The organism is Bacillus sp. FSL R5-0709 (assembly GCF_038004785.1).
In the GTDB taxonomy this organism is placed as follows: Bacteria; Bacillota; Bacilli; order Bacillales; family Bacillaceae_G; genus Bacillus_A; species Bacillus_A mycoides.
On record NZ_JBBORT010000001.1, the window covers coordinates 1,080,517 to 1,097,169 of the forward strand.

Consider the following 16,653-nt stretch of genomic DNA (forward strand, 5'->3'; position numbering starts at 1 on the left):
TATAATATTAATATAGTAAAATCATAAGAACCTATATTGCAGTTTCCAATAATATACTATATAATCAGGATAAGAAAACGTTTTCATGCAAAGGGGGAAATTTCGTGTCGACTATCGAGGACGTGGCGAAATTAGCGGGGTTATCAAGGACAACGGTTTCTAGGGTGATCAATAATCATCCATATGTTTCAGATGAGAAGAAGAAAAGGGTTCAATTAGCAATGAAGCATTTAGGCTTCGTTCCTAATTCTGCGGCGAGAAGGCTTCGTAAACAAAAAACAGAAACAATTGCGGTGCTTGTTCCAAGGATTACAAATCCTTTTTTTAGTAGATTTATTGAAGCAATCGAGATTGCTGCTTCTGAACATAAATATAAACTGATTATTTGTCAAACAAGATATTTACCGGAAAAAGAGATGGAGTATTTACAATTATTATCTACGAAACAAGTAGATGGGATTATTCTATGTTCACTAGAAAATCCATGGGAGAATGTGGAGCCATACTTGCAACACGGTCCAATCGTGTTATGTAATGAATATATTGAGGAAGCAAATGTTCCAACAGTGAAGTTCGATCATGCACAGGGTGCATACATAGCTGCCAATCATGTATTAGAACAAGGATATCGTAATCTGATATTTTGCCGTGGTAACGAAACGAAAGTAGTGAGCCAACAGCGAAAAATGGGCTTTTTACGCGCTATTACTGAAAAGAGTAGAGAAGTGGAAGCGATCGATTTTCTTGAAAACGCTTTCTCTTGGGATGATGGAAAACGAATATTCAATGAAGTATTAAAGGACAAAAAAAATCCTACCGCGATTTTGGCAGGAGGCGACGAGGTTGCAGCTGGAATTATCTCAGAGGCGAAACGCCATGGTTGGAGTATTCCAGAAGATCTCGCTGTGATCGGTTTTGATAATCAAATTTTAGCGCAGATTACAGAGCCAGGTATTACGACAATTGAACAGCCAATCGACGAAATGGCCCGAAAAGTTGTTGACTTAATGATGGATAAAATCCATACGAAAAATTATCGACAAAAAGAATTGTATGAGTTTGAACTGGAGCTCTTGGTGAAAGGTTCAACGATGAAGGATACGATGTTATTAGCCTAGTAGACTATGTCTGCTAGGTTTTTTTATGTTCACAAACTACTAATCTTCGTGAACGCAATCGTCGCATTTGTTATGGTATGCTTCGTGTTGCTCATCAATTTCCTTCCCGCAGTGTGCACAAGTTTTCGTCGGTAAATTTCGGAAAAACTCCATTGGTTGATCAATCATGTCAATCCCTCCATTTCCATTTCTTACTATCATTGTATTAGTACAAAAAATAAAAGTCAACAACTGTTTTATAACAAAGTTGAAAATTAATGAAAAAGTTTAGGAAATGGATTATAGTTAACAATGTAGGATGTAAGTAAAAAACTTTCTCAAGTACGGAGAAAACCAGCATTCCTACTCGGTTTTAGAAAGGATGGATACATATGAAAATGACTGTTGTCGGCTTTTGGGGCGGCTTTCCAGAAGCGGGAGAAGCAACGTCGGGGTATTTGTTTGAACACGATGGTTTTCGTTTACTTGTAGACTGTGGTAGTGGTGTACTAGCACAGATTCAAAAATATATAACACCATCTCATATAGATGCAGTTGTATTGTCGCACTATCATCATGATCATGTTGCAGACATTGGGGTGCTGCAATATGCAAGATTAATTATGAGCGGGGCGAAGGGGCAACTACCGGAACTACCAATATACGGTCATACGTTTGACGAGAATGGATTCCATTCTTTAACGCATGCACCGCATACGAAAGGAATCGCGTACAATCCAGAAGAAACACTTCAAATTGGACCGTTCTCCATTTCATTTTTAAAAACTGTTCATCCTGTTACATGCTTTGCGATGCGTATTACAGCTGGCGATGATGTTGTTGTATACAGTGCAGATTCAAGTTATATTCCTGAATTTATTCCGTTCACGAAAGATGCTGATCTTTTCATTTGTGAATGTAATATGTATGCACATCAAGAGGCTGCAAAAGCAGGGCATATGAATAGTACAGAAGTAGCAAGTATTGCGAAAACTGCAAATGTAAAAGAACTTTTATTAACGCACTTACCGCATACAGGCAATCCATCTGATTTAGTAACAGAAGCAAAACAAATTTTCAGTGGCCATATTACGCTAGCGCATAGTGGCTACGTATGGAACTCATGAGGTGATATGATGTTATTTATTGATAATAAAGGGATTACAGATCCTAGAATAAACTTAGCGATTGAAGAATATTGTGTGAAGAATTTAGATATTAACGAAACATATTTATTGTTCTACATTAACGAACCTTCAATTATCATTGGTAAAAACCAAAACACAGTAGAAGAAATTAATGCAGATTACGTAAAAGAACAAGGAATTCATGTTGTTCGTCGTCTATCAGGCGGAGGCGCAGTATATCATGATTTAGGAAACTTAAACTTCAGCTTTATTACGAAAGATGATGGAGATAGTTTCAGCAACTTTAAAAAATTCACAGAGCCTGTAACGAAAGCTCTTAGTAAACTAGGCGTAAATGCAGAACTAAGTGGTCGTAACGACATTTTAGCTGAAGGTAGAAAAATTTCAGGTAACGCGCAGTTCTCAACGAAAGGTCGTATGTTTAGTCACGGTACGTTACTATTTGACTCTGAAATCGATCACGTCGTATCAGCGTTAAAAGTAAAAATGGATAAGATTCAATCAAAAGGAATTAAATCAATCCGTAGCCGCGTTGCGAATATTACAGAGTTCTTAAACGAAAAAATGACGACAGAAGAGTTTAGACAACTTCTTCTAGAAACAATTTTCGAAGGAGAAACAGAAATTCCAACGTACGAATTAACAGAAAATGATTGGAAAGAAATCCATAAACTTTCTGAAGAGCGCTACCAAAATTGGGATTGGAACTACGGAAAATCTCCGAAGTTCAACTTACAACATTCACACCGCTTCCCAGTTGGACAAGTTGACGTTCGTCTTGAAGTGAAAAAAGGAACAGTAACAGAATGTAAAATTTACGGTGACTTCTTCGGCTCACTAGATGTGCATGACATTGAAGAGCGTCTAACAGGTGTACAATTTGATAAAGATGCATTCACTGTAGCTTTAGAAGGCGTAGATATCGTACGCTATTTCGGTAATATTACAACAGAAGATTTCTTACATTTATTCTTCTAAAAGAAGAAGCCATCCCGAAATATCTTTTGGGATGGCTTTTTTTATTATGAATTCATTTACCGTTAAAAGCGTCGCTAAAAACATCTACTAGCAGGACATTCTTTTATTATAAAGGAAGTATATATAATTAAAGGAGGATGATCGAAATGAAAAGGATAATACACTTTATATTATTGATCAGCTTCGTTATAGGGATGACAGCTTGTAACGATGAAACTTCCTCTAGTCGTACACTTTTATTTATTGGAAAGCCAGCGAAGGATAATGCCATATATTATACGCATACAGATAAAAAACGAAAGATAGATGATATACAAACTATGTTTCAAAATAAGAAATGGAAAAGAAATGAAACGTTTAGTAGCGTTAATAAAACGCCAGATGTTGTCTTGTCGATAGATGAAGACAATAAAGGATTACCGACACTATATGTTACAGTCTACTTGCATGAAAATGGAGCGGACGCTCTCAATTTGTATGGAGAGTATACGGCTTTAAATAAAGAGGAAGTTGAAAAACTTAGGGGAAAGATGAGTGCATATTATCCTACAATGATTTTAGCTATAGTTTAACTATATGTTTGTACCTGTTTCTTTCACATATAATTCTCGTATCGTACTAAAGTGTTCTGGAAGAAAGTGGTCGATGTATATTCGATTAATAGAATATCACTTGCTACTTTAATTTTCTTTTAATATAATTAATTTAGAATTTTTAAATATTCTAAATTTTATAAAGGTGGGGTTTGTGTGAATCTCGTTCAATCTTTGGCTGAAACGGCAAAAAAGAAGGGGGATAAACCGGCGTACATATTTATGGATCAGTCGGTCTCTTATGACCAATTAAACAAAGTGGTCACTAGGTTTTCTAGTAATTTAGCAAAAATGGGCGTTGGAAAAGGGGACAATGTCGCATTAGCTGTAGGCAATTCACCACATTTTTTAGTAGGTTTATACGGAACGATGAAAGCCGGAGCAACTGTCATTCCGATTAATCCAATTTATACAGCAGACGAAATACATTACATATTACAAAATGGAGATGTAAAAACAATCATCGTACTCGACGTCCTTCTACCTGTTATACAATCTCTTACAACAAGACTTCCTTCACTTGAAAATATCATCATATGCGAAACCTCATCAGATTTTAACCATACAGAAACTGAAAAAATGAAAACGTTTACTAGTTTTGTAGGAACTGGAGATGTAACTTACGAAGGTCCTGAACTAGATGAAGAAGATGTAGCTGTTATTTTATACACTTCAGGTACAACTGGAAAGCCAAAAGGCGCTATGTTAACACATAAAAATTTATATAGTAATGCAAGCGATGTGGCGTCGTATTTACAATATACTGCGGACGATCGCGTCGTTGCGGCACTGCCGATGTTCCATGTATTTTGCTTAACAGTGGCGGTCAATGCGCCGATTGTGAACGGGGCGACTATTTTAATGTTACCGAAATTTAGTCCGAAAGAAGTATTCCGTATTTGTCGCACGTACGAACCAACGATTTTTGCTGGTGTACCGACAATGTACAATTATTTATATTTATTCGAAGAAGCAAGCGCAGAAGATGTGAAGACGCTTCGCCTTTGTATTTCAGGTGGTGCGTCAATGCCTGTTGCCCTTCTGCAAAACTTTGAAAAACGTTTTGACGTTATCGTTTCAGAAGGATACGGTTTATCAGAAGCATCACCAGTTACTTGTTTTAATCCATTAGATCGTCCTCGTAAACCAGGTTCGATTGGTACAAATATTTGGCACGTAGAAAATAAAATTGTGAACGAACTTGGGGAAGAAGTACCTGTTGGTGCAGTTGGGGAGTTAATTGTTCGCGGACCTAACGTTATGAAGGGTTACTATAATGCGCCAGAAGATACTGCGGCGACAATTAAAGATGGCTGGCTATATACAGGAGACTTAGCGAAAATGGATGAAGAAGGTTACTTCTATATCGTCGATCGCAAAAAAGATATTGTTTTAGTTGGTGGTTATAACGTATATCCTCGTGAAGTGGAGGAAGTATTATACACTCACGATTCGGTAGCTGAAGTTGTCGTAATCGGTGTTCCTGATGAAAACTTAGGAGAAGCAGTGCGAGCTTACGTCGTTCTGAAACAAACGAGCGTAACAGAAGAAGAGCTTATGCATTACTGCACGTTACATTTAGCGAAATATAAAGTGCCAATGAGCATTGAGTTTTTAACAGAATTGCCGAAGAATACAACTGGTAAGTTGTTACGAAGAGCTCTGAGAGAGAAGGCATTGCAAGTGTAAAAATAAAGATATCCATCTCTATGACTACATGTTTAGAGATGGATATCTTTTTGTCCCAAAAAGCTGGATTAGTTTGGATGGACAAAATTCTTACTCATTAAAGTTTCACGTTATTTTTTAGAATTGGTTAAGCTATAAGCCCATATATTTAAAACGTAATATTGCTAATAAGGAGGAGATATACGTGGAGCAGAAGGAATTACGCTTACGGAAAGTACAATATCTTATTTGTGACATTATGGATGAAATGAATATGGAGAGTGAAAAGAAGAACTTAGAAACATTGCAAAAGGTAATTGATCACCTTTCAGGGGCGATTGGGGATTTAGTGGATCCATCGGGTACGTATTCATTAGATTATTTAGAGAGAAAAGTGCATACTGCTCATTATTTATTGTTTAAAAATGATCGGAAAGCATATTTGTGTAATAAATAGGTATTATTCGTTTAATTTTTTATTTGACATTGATAATCATTATCAATATGATAGTTATGTTGGGTATATTCATATAAAGGGAGATGTCATATTGATAATGATTAAGAAAAAATATATTAATGCATTCGTTATAGCAGCAACTTTAGCAGTTCCATTTAGCGGTATCATGGTACCTATTGCGAAAGCAGATGCAGCGGTTGAAATGAAAGCAAATAGCAAACTTGCAGATGGTACATATGACGTTATTTTAAAAACTTATAAAGATCAAACGAATGAAACATCTGTTGCTTCTACGTATTTAAAAAATGCAAAAGTAACAATTCAAGGTGACAAAAAAATCGTTACGTTAACAATTCAAGATAGTAGCTATTTCCAGTACCTTAGAGTAGAAGATACTAATAAAGTAGGGACATTCCATGATGTGAAAGTGATCTCTGAAGATAAAACAAATAATGGTACGAAGGTTGTTCAATTTGAAATCGATGAGTTCTCGAAAAAATATAATATGCAAATGCATATATTAATTCCAGCAATTAAATATGATCATAAATATCAAGTGCAGTTTGAAATCGATGCGAGTGCAATTGAACAGAAATCTAAGTTCTCAGATGTACCAACTTGGGCACAAGAGTCAGTTCAATATTTAGTAGACAAAGAGGCAGTACACGGTAAGCCAGATGGTACATTTGCACCAGCTGAAAATATCGATCGTGGTTCAGCAGCAAAAATATTAGCTACTGTTTTAGGATTAGAAATTAATAAAGATGAGAAGCCATCATTCTCTGACGCGCAAAATCATTGGGCTACACCATACATCGCAGCAGTTGAAAAAGCTGGCATTGTAAAAGGTGACGATAAGGGTAACTTTAATCCGAGCGGGCTAATTAACCGTGCGTCAATGGCTTCTATGCTTGTGAATGCATATAAATTAGAAAGAAATGAAAATATTAAACTACCAAAAGAATTTGCTGATTTAAAAGATCATTGGGGTACGAAGTATGCAAACATTTTAATCCAAGAAAATATTTCAGTTGGAACAGATAATGGTTGGGCTCCAGATAAAGCGGTAAGCCGCGCCGAAGCAGCTCAATTTATTGCGAAGACAGATAAGTTAAAGAAATAAATCGAAACTAAAATCAGCGGGATTCCATTCCCGCTGATTTTTAGCTTGTATGAAGTTTTTTATATAATAATTCTAAATTCCAAGTTGACACATGTGAATTACGGAATTAAAATGGAAAGAAATCAAACAGAATACAATAGAAGCTCATCAGAGAAACTGAAGGCGCACAACGTTCACTTTTGTGAATAGATTGTGTGCCTTTTTCTATTGTACAAACTAAGGGGGCTTTATATATGAAACAGTGGAGTAAGACAGCATTAATGAAAAGTACAGGTGTTTTATTATCAGCATTTGTCCTTTTGTCAGGGTGTGGTTCGGCAACATCCACTAACAATTCTGAAGGAAGTGCAGATAAGAAGACAGTCGAACTTTTAAATGTTTCATATGATCCAACGCGTGAGTTATATCAAGATTTCAATAAAGACTTTGCGAAGTATTGGAAAGAGAAGCATGGTCAAACAGTAAATGTAAAGCAATCACACGGGGGATCTGGAAGTCAGGCACGCTCCGTTATTGACGGCTTAGAAGCAGACGTTGTAACACTAGCGCTCGCTTATGATATTGACGCGATTAGTAAGAAGAAGCAACTAGCAGAAGATTGGCAGAAGCGACTTGCGGATAATTCTACTCCGTATACATCAACGATTGTATTTCTTGTGAGAAAAGGAAACCCGAAAGGAATTAAAGATTGGGATGATTTGACGAAAAAAGGTGTGTCTGTCATTACACCGAATCCAAAAACATCTGGAGGAGCACGGTGGAACTATTTAGGGGCGTGGGGATACGCACTGAAGAAATATAACAATAGTGAAGAGAAAGCGAAAGAGTTTGTCGGTCAAATTTATAAAAACGTAGAAGTACTAGATTCAGGAGCACGCGGGGCAACGACGACTTTCGTTGAAAAAGGAATTGGTGATGTGTTAATCGCTTGGGAAAATGAAGCGTTATTATCACAAAAAGAACTTGGAAAAGATAAATTCGAAATTGTAACACCTTCGATTAGTATACTTGCCGAGCCGCCAGTAGCAGTTGTAGACAAAGTCGTTGATAAAAAAGGAACGAAAAAAGTAGCAGAAGGATATCTTGAATATTTGTATTCAGAAAAAGGGCAAGAAATTGCGGCGAAAAACTTTTATCGCCCTCGTAATGAAAAAGTAGCAGAAAAGTACGCATCACAATTTCCGAAAGTTCAATTATTTACAGTTGATGAACTATTTGGAGGATGGAAAAAAGCACAAGAAAAGCATTTTAATGATGGCGGCGTATTCGATCAAATGTATAAAAAATAAGGGGGGATGAGGTGACGTTATATGAGGAAGAAGCGTGTCTTACCAGGGTTTGGATTATCTCTTGGATTTACAATGCTGTATATGAGCTTATTCGTACTTATACCACTTTCTATCGTATTTATTCAAACTTCGCAGCTAGGCTGGAAGAAGTTCGCACAAGTTATAACGAGTGAGCGTGTGTTGCATTCCTATCAAGTAAGTTTCACAACTTCACTTGCAGCGGCAATCGTAAATGCCATTTTTGGTTTATTAATTGCTTGGGTACTCGTTCGCTACACATTTCCAGGGAAGCGGTTATTAGACGGACTAATCGATTTACCATTCGCTCTTCCGACTGCTGTAGCTGGTATTACACTTACGACGCTTTATGGGGAAAATGGCTTTATTGGAAAAATATTTAGTGTGTTTCATATAAAAGTAGCTTTTACCCAGCTCGGCATTATTGTGGCGCTTACGTTTATTGGCTTACCATTTGTCGTTCGAATGGTGCAACCAGTGCTGCAAAGTATTGATAAAGAAGTAGAAGAAGCAGCTTCTAGTTTAGGGGCATCACGCTTTCAAATATTTGTGAAAATTATTTTGCCAGAAATATTCCCGGCTCTACTTGCTGGTTTTTCACTCGCCTTTGCTCGGGCGTTAGGGGAATATGGATCTGTCGTGTTCATTGCAGGTAATATGCCGATGAAAACAGAAATTGCACCGCTTATGATTATGACGAAACTAGAACAATATGATTATGCAGGCGCAACAGCTGTAGCGGCTGTGATGCTTATTATTTCTCTCCTTTTCCTACTATTTATTAATATGATTCAAACTTGGAGCAGAAGGCATGAACTGAAAAGTGAATAGGAGGGGAGAAAATGGAACCAACATTATTAGAAAAGAAAATAGTAAAAAGCGTATCAGTTAAAAAAGAATCTAAATTTGTACCAATTCTATTCATTACGATAACAATTTTATTTTTATCTCTCTTTCTATTACTGCCGCTCGTGACAATTTTTATGAAAGCGTTCGAACGAGGAATTGATGTATATATTGCCGCTGTAACAGATCAAGAAGCATTTTTGGCAATCAGGTTAACACTTCTCGTTGCATTAATTGTTGTACCGCTGAATACGATATTCGGAATAGCAGCAGCTTGGCTTATTACGAAGTTTCAGTTTAAAGGAAAGCAAGTATTATTATCTCTTATTGAACTGCCGTTTGCTGTATCACCAGTTATCGCAGGATTAGTATTCGTTTTACTTTTCACACCTCGTGCTGCTTTTGGTGGATGGTTATTGGAACACGGGATAAAACTCATCTTCTCTGTCCCTGGTATTATCATTGCGACGATCTTTGTTACGTTTCCATTCGTTGCGCGTGAATTAATCCCGGTTATGCAGGCGCAAGGGAAAAGTGAAGAAGAAGCAGCTCTATCACTTGGCGCAAGCGGCTGGAAAATGTTTTGGCGCGTCACATTGCCAAATATAAAATGGGGTCTATTATACGGCATGATTTTATGTAACGCCCGGGCCATTGGTGAATTCGGAGCAGTTTCCGTTGTGTCTGGTCACGTGCGCGGCATGACAAATACAATGCCGCTTCATATTGAAATTTTGTACAATGAATATCAATTTTCAGCAGCGTTCGCTGTGGCGACTTTAATGTCACTCATCGCAGTTTTTACGCTCGTTATAAAAAACTGGATTGAATGGAGAATGGAAAAACGACAATAAGGAGTGAGTGCGGTGAGTATTCAAATTCAAAATGTATCAAAACAATATGGTACATTTCAAGCGCTGACAGACATTCATTTGGATATTCCAAAAGGAGAACTTGTTGCCTTATTAGGCCCATCAGGTTCTGGGAAAACGACGTTATTACGAATTATTGCAGGACTAGAAGAAGCGGATGGAGGCTCCATTTCATTTGATGGAGAAGATTTAACTGATATTCACGTGAAAAACCGGCAAGTCGGTTTCGTCTTCCAGCACTATGCACTTTTTAAACATATGAATGTATTTGAAAATGTCGCTTTCGGTTTAAAAGTAAGAAAGAAAAACTTACGACCTTCAGCTGAAGTAATAAAAGAAAAAGTAACAGAACTATTGAAACTAGTAAAAATGGATGGTTTCGCAAAACGTTATCCAGCGCAATTATCTGGCGGACAACGCCAACGTATCGCACTAGCCCGGGCACTTGCAGTCGAACCGAAAATTTTATTGCTAGATGAACCGTTTGGTGCACTTGATGCAAAAGTACGGAAAGAATTGCGAAGATGGCTCCGGAAACTACATGACGAATTTCAAATTACGAGCGTATTCGTAACGCATGACCAAGAAGAAGCGCTAGACGTTGCGGACCGCATTGTCGTGATGAATGAAGGGCGCATTGAACAAATGGGAACACCGGAAGAAGTATATGAAAAACCGGCAAGTCCGTTCGTATATGACTTTTTAGGAAACGTGAATTTATTTCACGGCCGCGTTCATAAAGGTAAACTAAATGTAGGATCGGTGGAACTAGAAGCACCAGAGCATAAGCACGTTTCAAACGTAGACGGAGTGGGATATGTAAGACCACATCACTTATCAATCGATCGTACGAAACAAAGTATAGATGCCATCCCGGCGAAAGTAACATACTCACATGCAGTTGGCCCTGTCGTATATGTAGAATTGAAGCGCGACGGAACAGATGAGTATCTAGAAGCAGAAATTAGTAAAGAACAGTTTAGACAGCTAGGCATTCAAACAGGTGAGTTTGTATACGTACATCCGAGAGAAGTGAAAGTGTTTATTCCAGAGGATTTTGTTATTTAATAATAAGGTGCGGTCCCTATATGAGTATGTATAGGGGCCGCATCTCTTTGTTTACTTGAATGTCTTATTCTTATGTACAATGTAGACGAGAGCTGGTTATAGATATAAAAGGAGAGGAATGCCATGTCCAAACAATTAGTAAATTTGCGCATTGATTTTGCCTTTAAACAGTTATTTGGTACGAGTGGTAACGAAGATATTCTTACGACTTTCTTAAATGCTATGTTATAAGAATCTTTAGAATCACCTATTACATCGTTACAGCTAAAATATCCACATTTGCACAGAGAATATGAGGATCACAAGTAAGAGGAAAATAACTTTGATTTGCTTACTATTTACGTTCTAGGCACAGAACAAGTTATAATAGAAGAAATCAATAAGGAGGCTAGCAGTGAAAAATTTTCGTTATCTCAATATATTCACTATTTTAATTGTATACACACTACTCATGTTTTACATCGGCTGGAACGGATGGGTTTGGCTCAGTACGGTGTTCGGCTGGGAATCTTGGGGATATTACGCTTTCATAGTCGGATTTATTTCATATGCGTACATTCTCGTACAAGTGTTTAAATTTCTTCCTTTCCTGCGAACGGTCGGTTCAATTTGGTTTGCGGTTATACAATACGCGCTTATGTTATTGCCGTTAGCCGATATTGCCGTCTTATTATTACAGTTTTCAGTGGAGAAAGAGACGGCAATTATTTGGACAGGAACGGTCGTTTTACTCGTATTCATCTTTATCTTTGCATATGGAGTATTCAACGCATATAGTCCAGTAGTAAGAAAGTACGAAGTGCACATACCGAAAAAAGTAGGAGGGCGTAAAAGTTTACGCATTGCGATGGCCTCTGATATGCATTTCGGTAAACTGTCTGGAGTTGCTCATTTAAAGAGACTCGTTCGTCATGTAAATGAAATGAAACCCGATATTATTTTACTGCCTGGTGATATTATCGATGATCATCCAGGTGTGTTCATTCAAAAAAATATGGGGCCAATCATGAAACAGATGAAAGCTCCATTAGGCGTATATGGTGTGTTAGGAAATCATGAATATTACGGCAGAGCTGTTCCTGAGTTTTTACAAGAGATGGATAAGATTGATATTCGTATTCTTTTAGATGAAGTCATTACAATTGAAGATGATTTTTATCTCGTCGGAAGAAGGGATAAAACAGAGCGAGATCGTCAAAGCTTTGAAAATCTAATGAGTACGGTAGATAAATCGCTTCCTGTTATCGCAATGGATCACCAACCATTTGAATTAAAACAAGCAGCGGACGCCGGCGTTGATTTATTATTATCCGGTCACACGCACCGCGGACAAATGGCGCCGAACCATATTGTGACGAGAAGAATGTACGAACTAGACTGGGGATACGCACAAAAAGGTGCATTCCACGCAATTGTTTCTTCTGGATTTGGATTCTGGGGACCACCGCTTAGACTGGGAAGTAGATCTGAGATTGTGCAGGTTGAAGTTACATTTGAATAGGGTTGTGAAATAGAGAGCTGAGTGCTCTCTATTTTTTATTTAAAGGTACAAAATATTCGATTGAGGTTCTTTATTTACTCTCTGGAAAAAGAGATACTATAAGAAGACTCTGCTTGAAAAGGGGGATTTTAAGTGATCATATTAGATGTCATATACGGTGAGTTTAAAGTAGATAAAGTGTTAGAAGAATTAATTTTAAGTAAACCTGTGCAAAGGCTGAAAGGGGTTCATCAGGCCGGAGCAAGTTACTTAATGAATGAGAAATGGAATGTAACACGTTTTGATCATTCAGTTGGTGCTATGTTGTTAATTAAAAAACTTGGTGGTTCAGTAGAAGAACAGATTGCTGGCTTACTACATGATGTATCGCATACTGCTTTTTCCCATGTGATCGATTACGTTTTTGATAACGAAAATGAAAGTTATCATGAAGAAATATTTAGTTCTGTCGTGAAAAACTCGGAAATCCCGGCGATTCTTTCAAAACATGGTTATAACTATGAAGATATTTTGTTAGATGATTCGAAGTGGACATTACTTGAAAAATCTGCGCCAGAATTATGTGCAGACCGAGTGGATTACACATTGAGAGATATGTATACATATGGATATATTTCTTTAGAAGAAGCTCAAGACTTTTTAAATGATTTAATCGAAGTAGATGGGAAAATGGTTCTTCAAAATATTGAAATTGCAGAATGGTTTACGAAGACGTATTACAAAGAAGTAATTGATTTCTTTATGAAACCAATGAATATTTATGGAAACGATATGTTAGCTAAAACGTTAAAATTAGCTCTTCATAAAAAGATAATCCATCCAGATGATTTTCTTCTTGAAGATCATGAGCTTATTACGAAATTGCGGCTATGTAAAGATCAAGAAGTAGATGCTTTATTAAGAAAAGTTCATCCAAGTATAGAAGTAAAAGAAAATAGAAATGAGTATGATCTACATCAGAAAAATAAAGTGCGTCTTATTGATCCTCCATTACTTCGTGAAGGTGAAGTTGTTCGATCGTCTGTTGTATCGGAAAAAATAAGACAGATGAGCGATATCGCTTATGAAAAGGCGATAAGAGGGATGTATGTGAAAGTGATTTCTAATTAGTTTATTTGTAATAGGAAAAGGTGTCATCAATTATGATGACACCTTTTCGCTTTAAAGGGTTGTTCGTATGGAAATGTGTTACATTTTTACGAGACTATAATATTTTACCAGAGAAATACCTTTTATAGTAAAAAATAAATTTTATAAAGTTTTCCATCAAAAATAATTTGTGAAAAAAGTACTAATTTTTAATGTGACAAAATAATATATTTTTCAATAATCGCTTTAGAATCTTTCGTTCTTTATATATGGATTGTTATATTTTTTAAGGTAATTTAAAGATTTTTGTCGTTTTTTGTTGTAATTTTCATATTATGATAAACCTAATGTTCGGAATCAGCCATTATAACAGAAAAAATTTTAAAAAACAGAATTGAATCATATTGCTTATTTTAATATAATTTATTTGTTAATTAATAACATATTTAGGGTATGATTCTTTATTGCGGTGAGAATTCTTTTTAGCATAGGAGGATTTACAGAATGGTTAAAACGGCAAAACCTGAAATGATGAATGAATTAAAAGAAACAGTTTACAAATTCTTTCCGAAAAATATTGTGAAAGAAGAAGGATTGTACGAGGAGTCCAAAGAGCATAAAAAGTTTGTAGACTTGAAAGAGAGTTTTATAAAAAACGAAAGCTCTCAAAAGGAAGTTTTGTCTTTAATCGAGTCAACATTTTGTGATTATCACGTGTCAGACTATACAGATTTAAACCTATATAATTGTCTAGAATATAATGTGTTACTAAATGGAAAAGAACCGATGTTAAATGATGATATTGATTGGATACGAAAATCAAGAGGCGAGCGCCTTGATTTAGGGGTTTTTGTTAGCTTACTTGATAAATATTATTATTACTACGTATTAAAAACAACATATGATGAAGATGTAAGGGAATGGACTTTTGAAACAATCGATGTAGAAATGGATACCATTTGTGAATTTGAGAAACTAATGAATACAAAAGGATTTGTAAGAGTAGAACGAGAGGTTGCTAGAACTGCAATTCCTGATATAGAAACGGAATGTTTACGTATGGGGGAAGTTAACGTATTCCACGCTTTATTCACGGATTCTGTTAGTGAAATATAGGTTTTAAATTATTAAAAAGGTTGTGTAGAAAATAGCTGCTATTTTCTGCACAACCTTTTCATTTTCACTAATCAAACCAATTCCAAACCTCAATATCTCCAAGAGTCGCATAACGTACGTGCGGGGAGTTTTGTAATTTTAATAATTCTTTCGACGGCCCCGTAATGACAATGCCGTATACTTTTACGCCGTTATCTTTTACATATTTATAACGTTTATCTAAGTTTAGTTCTTTCTCAGGAAGTGCTGCTATTTTACTTACCGTTTTTTTATGGATAGAAAGGACGTGCATCATTTCGATTACTTGATCTTCTGGCGTTTTGTACTTGTCTGCGTTACTATCTAGAAATCTTACATGTTCTGGAAATCCTATAGCTTCTCCGCCATGTAAGATATAGTCATCTACATTTTTTCTTTCTTGTCCTGTATCTAAAGCGTACCATACAGGAGTTGGAGGGAGTTCTTGTGCTTCGAATATGCTATATAAAAGCGGTTCTAATTCTTTTAAAGTGTAAGTTTTATCAAAAGAAATTGCTACTTCTGCAACTGTTCCATCATGTACTTTTGCAAGTGTATCCCATACTTTTTTTGAGGAATCCTTTAAATAATCACCCTGCTTTGTTTTGGGATGAACAAAGAAGAGTTTTGGTTGATAGAACGGATTCATCCAAGTTTGTTTCGTGACATCTACAGATGATAAGAAGCTGTTTGTTTCTACTGTACCGAGTGGCATTTCTTTTTTACCGACGGTTCTTACTAAATCGAAGCTGCTGTTCGTACGGAAAAAAGCTTCTACACTTGTTCCGCCCCCCATAACACGGCTATTTGGGATAGTTGCTTCAAGTGAAAGCGAAGGAACTTCTCTAATTTCTTCTAGCCTTTTATCATTATTAGCTTGAAAATAAAAGGCTGATAATACCCCGCCGATTATATATATAACGATGCAAATGGATAATATAAAACCAAACGTTTGTAACCGATGTTTCCACTTAATTCTCCAAAAAGGAACTTTAAGATCTTTTGGCGGTAATTTTTTCTTTACGGGTTCACTCTTCGCAAGCAATTCATCTAAATGAGCTTCACATTCTGCACAAGTTTCTATATGACTTTCTAACTGTTCTTGTTCGTCATGTGTGAGCGTTCCTTTTTCGTATTTCGTCCACAGTTTTTTAAACTCTGCACAACCCATCTGTATCACTCCTTTATGCTTTTCGTTTCTTTTCGTCCTCGGTGTAATTCAATTTTTACTTTTGCTAACGAGAGACCAGTCATTTCTGCTATTTCCTTATAAGAGAATCCGTAGTAATCTCGTAGTAGTAACACATTTCGTCTTTCGAGCGGAAGAGAGGATATACTTTGTAACCAACTAGTAATCTCATGTTTTACGAAATAAGAGTGTTCTGTACTTGGCACGTTTGGTAAATGGAATTCTTCAATTTGCGTTGTTTTATACTTCTTTTCTTTTCGGTACCAATCGATAAAGGCGTTGTAGGCGATTGTAAATAACCACGGCCTAATTTCTTCTCCTTTATAATAGTCAATATGGACGAGCATTCGGTAAAATGTTTCTTGCATGAGATCTTCAGCACTATGAGAATCTCCGGTTAGGGAGAGAAGATAGCGAAATAAATCTTGCATATGCTCGGAGTAAATTTCTTCTAATGATTGTTTGCGTTTCACTACATTTCCCTCCCTTCATACATAACAACGAAATACATATAAAAAAGTTACAATTTTTATGGAATTATAGTAAAAAACGTCAAGAATTGGATAGGATTCTCTTTTATCAT

17 protein-coding genes and 1 pseudogene are annotated in these 16,653 nt (G+C 36.4%); 15 read left to right on the forward strand and 3 right to left on the reverse strand.

The window, feature by feature from the left end; genetic code table 11:
* Window positions 1-104: 104 nt before the first annotated feature.
* A complete protein-coding gene (locus MKX37_RS05520) occupies window positions 105-1,118 on the forward strand; it encodes a LacI family DNA-binding transcriptional regulator (protein ID WP_002087115.1) in 1,014 nt (337 codons plus the stop codon).
* A gap of 39 nt (window positions 1,119-1,157) precedes the next feature.
* On the opposite strand, the gene yhfH is transcribed toward MKX37_RS05520, so the two are convergent.
* Complete coding sequence (yhfH, locus tag MKX37_RS05525; protein ID WP_016119782.1) at window positions 1,158-1,286, reverse strand: protein YhfH; 129 nt, start codon at window positions 1,284-1,286, stop codon at window positions 1,158-1,160.
* A 203-nt stretch (window positions 1,287-1,489) separates the two neighbouring features.
* Here yhfH and MKX37_RS05530 point away from each other — a divergent pair, with 203 nt between their 5' ends.
* From MKX37_RS05530 to MKX37_RS05595, 14 genes and pseudogenes are all read left to right on the forward strand, one after another.
* The gene (locus MKX37_RS05530) at window positions 1,490-2,224 is read left to right on the forward strand and encodes an MBL fold metallo-hydrolase (protein ID WP_078422074.1); all 735 of its coding nucleotides are present in this window, start codon (window positions 1,490-1,492) and stop codon (window positions 2,222-2,224) included.
* Window positions 2,225-2,233: 9 nt separating this feature from the next.
* On the forward strand, window positions 2,234-3,223 hold the full coding sequence (locus MKX37_RS05535; RefSeq protein WP_003187841.1) for a lipoate--protein ligase: 990 nt from the start codon (window positions 2,234-2,236) through the stop codon (window positions 3,221-3,223).
* A 146-nt stretch (window positions 3,224-3,369) separates the two neighbouring features.
* Window positions 3,370-3,795, forward strand: a complete 426-nt coding sequence (locus MKX37_RS05540; protein WP_016119784.1) for a hypothetical protein — start codon at window positions 3,370-3,372, stop codon at window positions 3,793-3,795.
* 177 nt (window positions 3,796-3,972) lie between these two features.
* Window positions 3,973-5,505 carry a fatty acid--CoA ligase family protein gene (locus MKX37_RS05545; RefSeq protein ID WP_003187845.1) on the forward strand — a complete coding sequence of 511 codons (1,533 nt, stop codon included), beginning with the start codon at window positions 3,973-3,975 and terminating at the stop codon, window positions 5,503-5,505.
* A gap of 184 nt (window positions 5,506-5,689) precedes the next feature.
* On the forward strand, window positions 5,690-5,941 hold the full coding sequence (locus MKX37_RS05550; RefSeq protein WP_000435463.1) for a hypothetical protein: 252 nt from the start codon (window positions 5,690-5,692) through the stop codon (window positions 5,939-5,941).
* A gap of 97 nt (window positions 5,942-6,038) precedes the next feature.
* Window positions 6,039-7,064: an S-layer homology domain-containing protein gene (locus tag MKX37_RS05555; protein ID WP_078422075.1), complete on the forward strand. Its 1,026-nt coding sequence runs from the start codon at window positions 6,039-6,041 to the stop codon at window positions 7,062-7,064.
* Window positions 7,065-7,297: 233 nt separating this feature from the next.
* Complete coding sequence (locus MKX37_RS05560; protein ID WP_050000056.1) at window positions 7,298-8,353, forward strand: sulfate ABC transporter substrate-binding protein; 1,056 nt, start codon at window positions 7,298-7,300, stop codon at window positions 8,351-8,353.
* Window positions 8,354-8,374: 21 nt separating this feature from the next.
* Window positions 8,375-9,202 (forward strand): sulfate ABC transporter permease subunit CysT, encoded by an 828-nt coding sequence (cysT, locus tag MKX37_RS05565; protein ID WP_078422076.1) that lies wholly within the window; start codon window positions 8,375-8,377, stop codon window positions 9,200-9,202.
* An 11-nt stretch (window positions 9,203-9,213) separates the two neighbouring features.
* Window positions 9,214-10,071: a sulfate ABC transporter permease subunit CysW gene (gene cysW / locus MKX37_RS05570; protein WP_078422077.1), complete on the forward strand. Its 858-nt coding sequence runs from the start codon at window positions 9,214-9,216 to the stop codon at window positions 10,069-10,071.
* Window positions 10,072-10,083: 12 nt separating this feature from the next.
* The gene (locus tag MKX37_RS05575) at window positions 10,084-11,157 is read left to right on the forward strand and encodes a sulfate/molybdate ABC transporter ATP-binding protein (RefSeq protein WP_002125843.1); all 1,074 of its coding nucleotides are present in this window, start codon (window positions 10,084-10,086) and stop codon (window positions 11,155-11,157) included.
* A 123-nt stretch (window positions 11,158-11,280) separates the two neighbouring features.
* Window positions 11,281-11,463, forward strand: a pseudogene (locus tag MKX37_RS05580) (PD-(D/E)XK nuclease family transposase); the annotation flags it as partial.
* 88 nt (window positions 11,464-11,551) lie between these two features.
* Window positions 11,552-12,658 (forward strand): metallophosphoesterase, encoded by a 1,107-nt coding sequence (locus MKX37_RS05585; RefSeq protein ID WP_002188705.1) that lies wholly within the window; start codon window positions 11,552-11,554, stop codon window positions 12,656-12,658.
* Window positions 12,659-12,790: 132 nt separating this feature from the next.
* A complete protein-coding gene (locus MKX37_RS05590; RefSeq protein ID WP_033730691.1) occupies window positions 12,791-13,768 on the forward strand; it encodes an HD domain-containing protein in 978 nt (325 codons plus the stop codon).
* A gap of 483 nt (window positions 13,769-14,251) precedes the next feature.
* Window positions 14,252-14,863: a hypothetical protein gene (locus MKX37_RS05595; RefSeq protein ID WP_003187863.1), complete on the forward strand. Its 612-nt coding sequence runs from the start codon at window positions 14,252-14,254 to the stop codon at window positions 14,861-14,863.
* 67 nt (window positions 14,864-14,930) lie between these two features.
* Here MKX37_RS05595 and MKX37_RS05600 read toward each other — a convergent pair whose 3' ends face one another.
* Together MKX37_RS05600 and MKX37_RS05605 are read right to left on the reverse strand one after the other, a co-directional pair.
* Window positions 14,931-16,052 carry an anti-sigma factor gene (locus tag MKX37_RS05600; protein ID WP_078422492.1) on the reverse strand — a complete coding sequence of 374 codons (1,122 nt, stop codon included), beginning with the start codon at window positions 16,050-16,052 and terminating at the stop codon, window positions 14,931-14,933.
* 5 nt (window positions 16,053-16,057) lie between these two features.
* Window positions 16,058-16,543 (reverse strand): RNA polymerase sigma factor, encoded by a 486-nt coding sequence (locus MKX37_RS05605; RefSeq protein ID WP_002168921.1) that lies wholly within the window; start codon window positions 16,541-16,543, stop codon window positions 16,058-16,060.
* Window positions 16,544-16,653 lie beyond the last annotated feature (110 nt).

What these genes read in the sequence shown, in the direction of transcription:
- MKX37_RS05600 (WP_078422492.1), bottom strand. Translation starts at nt 16,052, where the DNA reads ATGGGTTGTGCAGAGTTTAAAAAACTGTGGACGAAATACGAAAAAGGA.
- MKX37_RS05535 (WP_003187841.1), top strand. Translation starts at nt 2,234, where the DNA reads ATGTTATTTATTGATAATAAAGGGATTACAGATCCTAGAATAAACTTA.
- MKX37_RS05560 (WP_050000056.1), top strand. Translation starts at nt 7,298, where the DNA reads ATGAAACAGTGGAGTAAGACAGCATTAATGAAAAGTACAGGTGTTTTA.
- MKX37_RS05530 (WP_078422074.1), top strand. Translation starts at nt 1,490, where the DNA reads ATGAAAATGACTGTTGTCGGCTTTTGGGGCGGCTTTCCAGAAGCGGGA.
- MKX37_RS05540 (WP_016119784.1), top strand. Translation starts at nt 3,370, where the DNA reads ATGAAAAGGATAATACACTTTATATTATTGATCAGCTTCGTTATAGGG.
- MKX37_RS05595 (WP_003187863.1), top strand. Translation starts at nt 14,252, where the DNA reads ATGGTTAAAACGGCAAAACCTGAAATGATGAATGAATTAAAAGAAACA.
- yhfH (WP_016119782.1), bottom strand. Translation starts at nt 1,286, where the DNA reads ATGATTGATCAACCAATGGAGTTTTTCCGAAATTTACCGACGAAAACT.
- MKX37_RS05555 (WP_078422075.1), top strand. Translation starts at nt 6,039, where the DNA reads ATGATTAAGAAAAAATATATTAATGCATTCGTTATAGCAGCAACTTTA.
- cysT (WP_078422076.1), top strand. Translation starts at nt 8,375, where the DNA reads ATGAGGAAGAAGCGTGTCTTACCAGGGTTTGGATTATCTCTTGGATTT.
- cysW (WP_078422077.1), top strand. Translation starts at nt 9,214, where the DNA reads ATGGAACCAACATTATTAGAAAAGAAAATAGTAAAAAGCGTATCAGTT.